This window comes from Mycobacterium sp., from assembly GCF_052143115.1.
Lineage (GTDB): Bacteria > Actinomycetota > Actinomycetes > Mycobacteriales > Mycobacteriaceae > Mycobacterium.
Map to the genome: position 1 here is coordinate 1 of NZ_JBKQTQ010000165.1, position 7,104 is coordinate 7,104.

Sequence of the window (7,104 nt, forward strand, 5' to 3'; positions counted from 1 at the left end):
GAGCACCGTGCGCATCGTGTTCGCTTTAACCCAGGCCATGCCGGCCTCGGTGTAGATCTCGGGGCGGAAATCGCGGGTGAAGAAACGATCGCTCTCCAGCCGTCGAGACGCCATCAGAATGAAAACGCGAAATGCGGTGTCGCTGAACCCGAATCCCGGCGGTTTGCTTTCGGCATACAACCCGATCACCAGGTCCACCTGCTCGACGTCGCCGTAGATCTCCCGCAACTCCTCCGCCCAGGTCGGGTTGTCCGTCAGTTCCTCGAACGACGATGCCGGTTTGAGACGGAACAGCCGCCGGAACTCGTTGTACCGCGGGACGCCCCGTTCGCGCACCCGCAGGATGTCGATTGCGGCCAGGTCGACCAGTTCTCCGTCGGCTCGCTGGAGCTGCTGCAGGTGTTTCGGGAAGTTGTGCAGGATGAGGGCGCCGGGGTGGGACCGGCCGAACGAGTAGAAGATATCGTCCATCGGTAGTTCGGACAGCCGCTCGCGAACGTGCTCCACGGTCAAGTCGGTCAGCTCGTGCTCGGCGATGACCCGGTCGTCGGCCAGAGAGCGGAAGAGGAAGACGTCGGGGATCAGCGGGTGCATCCGGTACACCGCGACGAACTCCTCGGTCAGCGAGTACGGAACGCCGTGCTGGTTCGTCGGCGAACCCGGTATGCCTTGCAACACTTCATTATCGGTGATCCGCCCGAAGCGCTGATCGAACCGCTCCCCGAGAATGCCGAACCAGTTCGCGCGAAGCGCTGCCACGGTCGTGGGGTGCGCGATGATCGCGGGTGTCCAATCGATGGTGTGGATCTTGGCCATCAGTGCCGCGTTGACCAGTCGCGCCGTGTCATACAGCTGCTGGTCGGTCATTTCCGGGTGCTGAGCGGCGAGCTGGTCGCATATCGCGTTGTGTTCGCGCATGAATAGCGAGTGCAGGATGGCCAGGCCGACCCAGAAGTTTCCGGCGGGGCCGGTCAAGTCCAGATATTGGTCGAGATCGGCGGGTGCCAGCCCGAGGTCATCGATGCGGAGCTGACCCTTGTGGCCGGTGCGCAACCCGTCGGCGAAATTCATATTCGCTGAGCCACCGTAGATTTGGGAACTGTCCCACCAGTGGGTGTCTTGGGTGACGAAGGTGGGCGGACCCTCGGGGTTGGGGCTGGGGTCCGGAGCGGTCCGCTCGATCGTCATGGGCCGGGTGGGCCATGGATCGTCGTTTTCCAGTGGGATCGCCCACGGTTGCGTCGTGACGGTGCCGTGGCTGAACCAGTCGTGGACCTCGAACTGGATCCACGCGCCAGCCAGCAGGTTCAGTGTGGTCGCGGGCTGGAAGGTGTCGCGGGTGAGTAGACGCCGACTAATCAGCCGCGGGTTGGGTGCCAGCGGCTCTTTGGGATATGTGTGCGACGGCGGGACATTGCGGCCGAATCTGCACCCCAACGATCCCATCAGGGGGTCGGTGAGGTCGTTGTATGTCCCGTTCAACATGCGGGCGGTGAGACGGTTCGCGATGTCCGGGTCGTCGTAGGGCGGCTTGTCCTGAGGCCCGCGACCGGTGTCGAACAGGTTGTGCGCCCGCAGCTGGTTTCGTAGTCCGACCAACACTGCCAGTCCTAATGGCGTTGGTAATCGGTACCATCCGACCGACCGATCAATCCTTCCGGCGAACCACGACAATAGCCGCGACAGTAGCGCTGCCACCACTGAACCTCTCGTATTGCTCGCGCACGACGCTTTCGGAGAGTAACAATATGCACCCGGCGACGCGGAATAACCGACTATTCGTCGATCGGCGGACAGGTCACCGTCATGTTCATCGGCGTGACTGCCGGATATCGCCTGTCCGGGCATCTCAATCCTCGAGGTGGCGGTTGTAGTCCCAACGCTCGAGCCATGATTCGAGGTTGTGGACACCTATCGCGATGACGCCGAGGAACGCGGCCGAGCAGATGTGGATGGCCACGGTCATCGTTTTCTCCGTTGATAGCGTTGGCATTTCATCGTCGCCGTTGCCTGTTTCACAGTTTGGCCGAGCGGATCGGCACCGACGGAAGAAAGGTACGGCGGAGCACGGCCCTTCGCATGAGTAGCGCGCTACCTGTTCCTGGGGCTCGTGCGAATCGTGGACGGGCGTAAATCGTAAATGAGGTAGTTGGCTACTCTATCCGGCGCCTGTATCACCCGTGAGCATTGCTTTTCGTCGGCAACTGCTGGGTGACATGGGAGTGTGCGATGGCGAAGATCGGTGATCACGCCGTGGTTCTGGGTGCGAGCATGGCCGGACTGCTCGCCGCGCGGACATTGTCCGACTCTTTCGAGACGGTCACGGTGGTGGAACGCGATGTGTTGCCCGATGACGCCGCGAACCGCCGGGGGGTGCCGCAGGGACGACACCTGCACGCGCTGCTCGCACGGGGCGCGCAGGTGCTGGAGGAGTTCTTCCCCGGACTGCCCGACGAGCTGGTCACTGATGGCGTTCCCTATTTCGACGGCCGTGATTTGTCGAAGCTCTACTACAACATGGGCGGACACCAAGCGGTCAGGACCGGTTCGGCCGAGTCGTTCACCGGTTATACGTCAAGCAGACCTTTCCTGGAGTGCTTCGTCCGGCGACGGGTCCTGGCCATCGCCAATGTGACATTGCTGGACGGTCACGACGTCGTCGAGCTGAGCTTTACCCCCGACTGCAAGCAGATCACCGGGGCCCGAATCGCGGACCGGCACAGCGGCATTCAATCGGGGTTGGCTGCTGATCTGATCGTCGACGCGACGGGCCGCGGCACACGGACACCCCTGTTACTGGAAAACCTGGGTTATGGCCGCCCAACCGAGGACCACATCAACGTCCACGTGACCTATACCAGCCAGTCGCTGCGGATGCGGCCCGGCGCCGTGCACGAACATATCTTCCTGATCGGCCCCGTTCCGGGCCGACCCACTGGAATGGGGCTCCTGGGCTGCGAGCATGACTCATGGCTATTCACCGTGTTCGGAATGGCGGGTCACGAGGCTCCTCGTGGGCGCGCCGGAATGTACGCATCCGTCGAAGAATTCGCTCCGCCGCACGCACTCGCGGCGATACGCGACGCGACACCGATCAGCGAGGTGGTGCAGCACCGCGTGCCGTCAAGCGTGTGGCGTCGCTACGACTTGATGCGGGGATTTCCCCGCGGTTTGCTGGTGATCGGCGACGCGATCTGCGGCTTCAATCCGATCTACGGCCAGGGCATGACCGTCGCCGCTCTGCAGGCACTGGCGCTACGTGACTGTTTGGCCTGCGGCACGAACGATCTGGCACGGCGCTTCTTCCGAGCCGCGGCACGGCCAATCCGGCAAGCGTGGCAACTGGCCGCCGTCGGCGACCTCGCCTTACCTGAAATCGAGGGCGGGCGATCGCTGACAACGCGACTGCTCAACAGCTATGTGGATCGAGTGCTCACCGCCGCCGAATTCGACCCCGCCGCACTGAATCAGTTCGCCCGCGTCACCTCGCTGGTCGACCCGGCGACCCGGCTGCTGCGGCCGAGCATGGTGTGGCGCGCGGCATTGGCGAAACACCGCCGCCGGCTGTACGAACACCAGACCGACGACCCCACCGGCATGGTTGAGATCTCGGTGATCTGACCGCGAACCGTCAGCGGAGGTTTTCCGACCCGATCACCGCCCACACCGACGGCGTCGGAGCTCGCTGCCGCCGGTTAACTCGGCAATCGCTGACGCGGCGAGAGTCGGAAGTTCTCGCCGAACTCGCCACCGGCGGAAGCAATCGTGCGGTGGCGCAGCGGCTGGTCTTGACTCAGCGGGCGCTGGAAAAGCACATCAATTCCATCTTCGCCAAGCTCGGACTCACCGGCGATGACTCGGTGGACCGACGGGTCAAGGCGGTGCTGATGTTCGTGGAAGACAGCGCAATCCGCCGCGGCGAGGCGCCATGTTGAGCATGACCAATCTATTTGGAGCCGATCAGGCGCATCGCTTTCGTCGCTCAAACGTCAGACTTTCGAAGTTCGCCCGGACCGGCGCGCAGGATTGCGGCCAAGTCGGCACGCGACGTGGCCCCCACCCGTTGACATGCACGATAGACATGTCCCTCCACGGTGCGGACCGACATGACAAGCCGGTCGGCGATGTCGCGGTTGGACAAACCGGCAATAACCAATTCGATGACCTCGCGCTCGCGAGGAGTCAACGGAACTCCCACCGGAGTCCGCAGTGCCGGCGTGCACAGCCCACCGCATGCGTCGGCCAGTTCCCGCGCCAAAGCTGCGGCATACATCCCACGTCTGCGCTGCTGGGCGTAGCCAAAGGCTACAGCCGCTTGTGCCGCGACGTCAGCCGCGGTGGCGCGATCACCGAGCGCCCGGTAGTCAGTCGATGCCGCAAGCAGCCCCTCGCCGTCGCGGGCTTGCAGCGATTCCGTATGCCGAGCAACGGCATTGGCCAGCGGTAGCGACAGCATGTCGGCGAGCTCCCGCGCTCGCGCAGCCCCGGAGGCGTCGCCCCACTGAGCCGCCGCCTGCAAGCAGGCCAGCTCGTGGGTCGGCTGAGTTCGCTCACGCGCATCTGCGGCGGCCACCTGCACTATCGCGACCGCGTCGCTCAGCGAGCCGGCGGCGGCCAGCGTCCACCCAGTCGACAGGCTCAGCGCGGTCTCCATGAACAGGTAATCTTCCGGCACACACTTTTGGGCTTCGCTCAACGCGTCATTCGCCTCGTCTGGCTGCCCGAGTTTGGCGTGCGCCTCCGCCAGCGCAAAGCAGCTTGCAGGCCGTAAGCCTGTTGTTACGCCATGCTTTTCAACCCCTGCCAGCGCCTCATGCAACAGCTTCACCGCGTTGGGAACAGCGCCTCCTATCAGTTCGGCGTGGCCCAAGAGAAACGCGAGGTTCGCATACGCGAGCCCGGGAATGTCGCTCGCTGAGTCGGCGATCCGTTTGGCAGAGTTCACGGCCTCATCGATGCGGCCAGTTAGCCGGCACGCCCGCGCATACACGGACCCGAACCAGAACCGCATATGCGACGCTTGAAACGATGTCATGGCACGGTGGAGGGCTTCGTCGGCTACTTCGGCGATGTCGTCAACTCGGCCTAGCGCGCCTTGAGCCATGATCAACGCCACCGATGCCATCATCGCGTGAAAGTCGGGCAATGCCCCGGACTTCATTGCCGTCCTTGCTTTTTCGGCGGCCAATTCACAGCGCGCCATTACCGCGTCCACACAGGCTTCGACCGCGGTGCGCTGCGCATGATCCGCTGCGGACTCCCGTTTTGCGGAAAGGGCCTCGAGGATGGTCCATGCTTCCGCGGGTCGGCCGAGCATCCAGATCAGATTGGCTGCCCGCACCGTAGCCCAGTGGTGGCCGTCAGGGCGGTCGGCTCCACCCATCTCTCGCAAGGCGGCCTCGGCTTCGCGACCACGTCCGAGAAGCACCAGGTTCATTGCCCGCAGGCTTGCTGCTTCCGGCGCGTCGGCATCGGCAGCGGCCCTGGCGAATCGGTCGGCCAAGTCGAGATCGAGCAGGGTCATGGCAAACCGCGCCGACCGAAGGAAGAGGTCCGGGTCGGGGGCGAGGTCGGATTCCAGGGTGAGCAGTGCCCGGCGCACGGTAGCAGGCATATCGGCGTCGACCTCCCAGGCCAGCCGTTGCGCCAGCCGACCGCGGATCCGCGCTGGATACAGTTCGCCCAAGGTGGCGCGGCGAATCTCGCCGAAAAGAGGGTGTGCCAGTCGGGCCATCAGCGTGCTGCCGCTGTGTTCAACGGTGATCAAGTGCATTTGTTCGGCATCTTCGAGGTCGCGGCGGCGCACCAGGTCGCACAACACATCGACCGCGAGCGGCTCGCACTGCGAAAGGATGTCGATCACCATTGCGACATCGGGTGTGAGGCGACTCAGCTGGCTGCCGACCAAGTCGCCGATGCTGGGTGAGACCGCAACGGTGTCGTCCCACATCCATACCCCCGCCACCTGACGCATAGAGCCGGCCGCAACCTGGTCCGTCAACAGTTGCCGCAGGAACAACGCGTTTCCGCCAGTCAGCTTCAAGAACCGTTGGGCGCTAAGGGCATCCACCGGTCCACCAAGCGTGGCCTCGATGACCCGGCGGGTGGCCGCAGCCGACAACGGTTGCAGGTCCAGTCGGGCGAGGTGGCCGTCTTTCCATAGTGCTGTCACGGCGTCGGGCTCACCACCAGTCGCGCGCAGCGTGACCACCAGGTGCGCACCGCGCGACTGGGCAAGTTGATGCACAACGTGCGCGGACAGTCCATCGAGAAGGTGTGCGTCGTCAACACCGATCAACACGCGACCCCGACGTTGTTGGGCGACAATGGAATCAACGATGCGCTGCACGTCTAGCATCGGATCAGACATCAGCTTGCCCAGCGACGCAGTGAATGCGCCCAGTGGAAGCGGGCGGGCAGACTCGGTGCCAACGATCCAGTTGGTGCGCGCGCCGGAAGCCTCCGCGCGGATCAGCGCTTCGCGGGCGAGCCGAGTCTTGCCCACGCCGGCGGCACCGACGATCACCACCCCGGAGTAACTGCCAACTTTGTTCAGCGCGCGGTGAATAACTTCGAGTTCATGCTCGCGTCCGGTCAGCGGATCGCCGCTGATCACGGGCATCTCATCGCCTCGGGCCGCTGCATGACAACTGCCGACCGATCGAAGACCGCGGCCATGATTTCGCGTAATCGTTCCGGCTCCAGGGTCGACGCCATATCCATGGAGCGCACCACATCGGCGAAGAGCACTGTAACCTGCTTGTACTCGGCCGGTTCGGGCGTCGTTGCTGTCGGCGCCCCGCAGACATCGCAAAATCGGGCTCCGCCCCGAATGGGTCCGGTGCCACACCCACCGCAAGCTACAGGCGCAGATCCCATCCGAGTACCCCCCGTATCCGTCTGCTGACTGACCGAATCTGCTTACGGTTAGTCGACGCGAGAAGCATACTTCCGGACTACTGCGCCCACCGGCTAAACCGGCTCTTCGTGAACGAGAGTGCGCGGGTGGTTGGCGGATATCCGCGTTCGGGGTCCGTGTCGTTTCGATGAGGTGGGGCCTCGGTGGGTGACGATGCGGGTTGCTGACACTCGACCACCACGCCA

The 7,104-nt window shown here is 64.0% G+C and carries 5 protein-coding genes; 2 read left to right on the plus strand and 3 right to left on the minus strand.

The window, feature by feature from the left end; translation table 11 throughout:
• Nucleotides 1–1,653 (minus strand): peroxidase family protein (locus ACLQI9_RS16900; RefSeq protein ID WP_442391946.1); only part of this gene is annotated, 1,653 nt, incomplete at its 3' end.
• Between the two features lie 576 nt (nucleotides 1,654–2,229).
• Between ACLQI9_RS16900 and ACLQI9_RS16905 the strand changes: the two genes are divergently transcribed.
• The gene (locus ACLQI9_RS16905; protein WP_442391944.1) at nucleotides 2,230–3,621 is read left to right on the plus strand and encodes an FAD-dependent oxidoreductase; all 1,392 of its coding nucleotides are present in this window, start codon (nucleotides 2,230–2,232) and stop codon (nucleotides 3,619–3,621) included.
• An 89-nt stretch (nucleotides 3,622–3,710) separates the two neighbouring features.
• Nucleotides 3,711–3,935, plus strand: a complete 225-nt coding sequence (locus tag ACLQI9_RS16910; RefSeq protein WP_442376895.1) for a response regulator transcription factor — start codon at nucleotides 3,711–3,713, stop codon at nucleotides 3,933–3,935.
• A gap of 47 nt (nucleotides 3,936–3,982) precedes the next feature.
• Here the strand turns inward: ACLQI9_RS16910 and ACLQI9_RS16915 are convergent, their stop codons facing one another.
• Both ACLQI9_RS16915 and ACLQI9_RS16920 read right to left on the minus strand, forming a co-directional pair.
• Nucleotides 3,983–6,622: a LuxR C-terminal-related transcriptional regulator gene (locus ACLQI9_RS16915; protein ID WP_442391945.1), complete on the minus strand. Its 2,640-nt coding sequence runs from the start codon at nucleotides 6,620–6,622 to the stop codon at nucleotides 3,983–3,985.
• A complete protein-coding gene (locus tag ACLQI9_RS16920; protein ID WP_442376891.1) occupies nucleotides 6,613–6,750 on the minus strand; it encodes a hypothetical protein in 138 nt (45 codons plus the stop codon). Before ACLQI9_RS16920 ends, ACLQI9_RS16915 begins: the two co-directional genes overlap by 10 nt.
• Nucleotides 6,751–7,104: the final 354 nt, after the last annotated feature.